Source organism: Vibrio sp. 1401 (assembly GCF_033340295.1).
This window is the reverse complement of the sequence record NZ_JAWOWF010000168.1, coordinates 1-956: the sequence shown is the minus strand read 5'-3', so window position 1 is coordinate 956 and position 956 is coordinate 1. Positions and strand designations below refer to the sequence as shown.

Here is a 956-nt window from a genome sequence, read left to right as displayed (position 1 = left end):
TTGCTAGTTTCTGAAAAGAAATGGCTGATGGCAAGGACACAACTAGAGGTAAAAGAATGACAGAAAAAGCTCAAAGCGCTCCCCAATCTCAAATCAGTTTTTTACTGTTTCTTGTGCTCGGTGCAATTGGCGCGCTAACGCCATTGGCGATCGACATGTATCTACCGGCAATGCCGACCATCGCAAAAGATTTGGGCGTTGCACCTGGTGCGGTTCAAATTACGTTAACGGCTTATACGGCGGGTTTTGCGATTGGTCAGTTAATTCATGGGCCGCTTGCCGACAGTTTTGGCCGCAGACCTGTACTGATTTTGGGTGTGCTTTTCTTTGGATTAGCAGCAGTGGTGAGTGCGACCACAAACGGCATTGATGCGTTAACCTATGTTCGTACAGCTCAAGGTTTTGCTGGCGCGGCTGCGGCGGTCATTATTCAAGCTGTGGTGCGTGACATGTTTGACCGTGAAGACTTTGCGCGCGCAATGTCTTTCGTCACATTAGTTATCACTATTGCCCCGTTGGTTGCGCCGATGATTGGCGGTCACCTTGCGATTTGGTTTGGATGGCGCTCTATCTTTTGGGTGTTAGCCATTTTCGCTGTGGTTGTCATTCTGCTGGTGTTCTGGAAAATTCCGGAGACGCTAAAACCAGAAAACCGCCAACCACTGCGTTTTCGCACCACATTAAAAAACTACGCCCGTTTGTGTTCAAGTTCTGAAGCGTTGGGCTTGATGTTGTCTGGTGCATTCTCGTTTTCGGGGATGTTTGCATTCCTAACTGCGGGTTCGTTTGTTTATATTGATTTATACGGTGTTCGACCTGACCAATTTGGTTACTTATTCGGTTTGAACATTGTGGCGATGATCATCATGACCAGCATTAACGGTCGTTTGGTGAAAAAAGTGGGCTCTCATGCCATGCTTCGTTTTGGGTTGTTCGTGCAACTTTTGGCGGGTATT

The 956-nt window shown here is 47.5% G+C and carries 1 protein-coding gene; it reads left to right on the top strand.

Annotated elements, in window-relative coordinates; translation table 11 throughout:
* Positions 1-56: 56 nt before the first annotated feature.
* Positions 57-956 (top strand): Bcr/CflA family multidrug efflux MFS transporter (locus R7Z77_RS24320; RefSeq protein ID WP_318136924.1); only part of this gene is annotated, 900 nt, incomplete at its 3' end.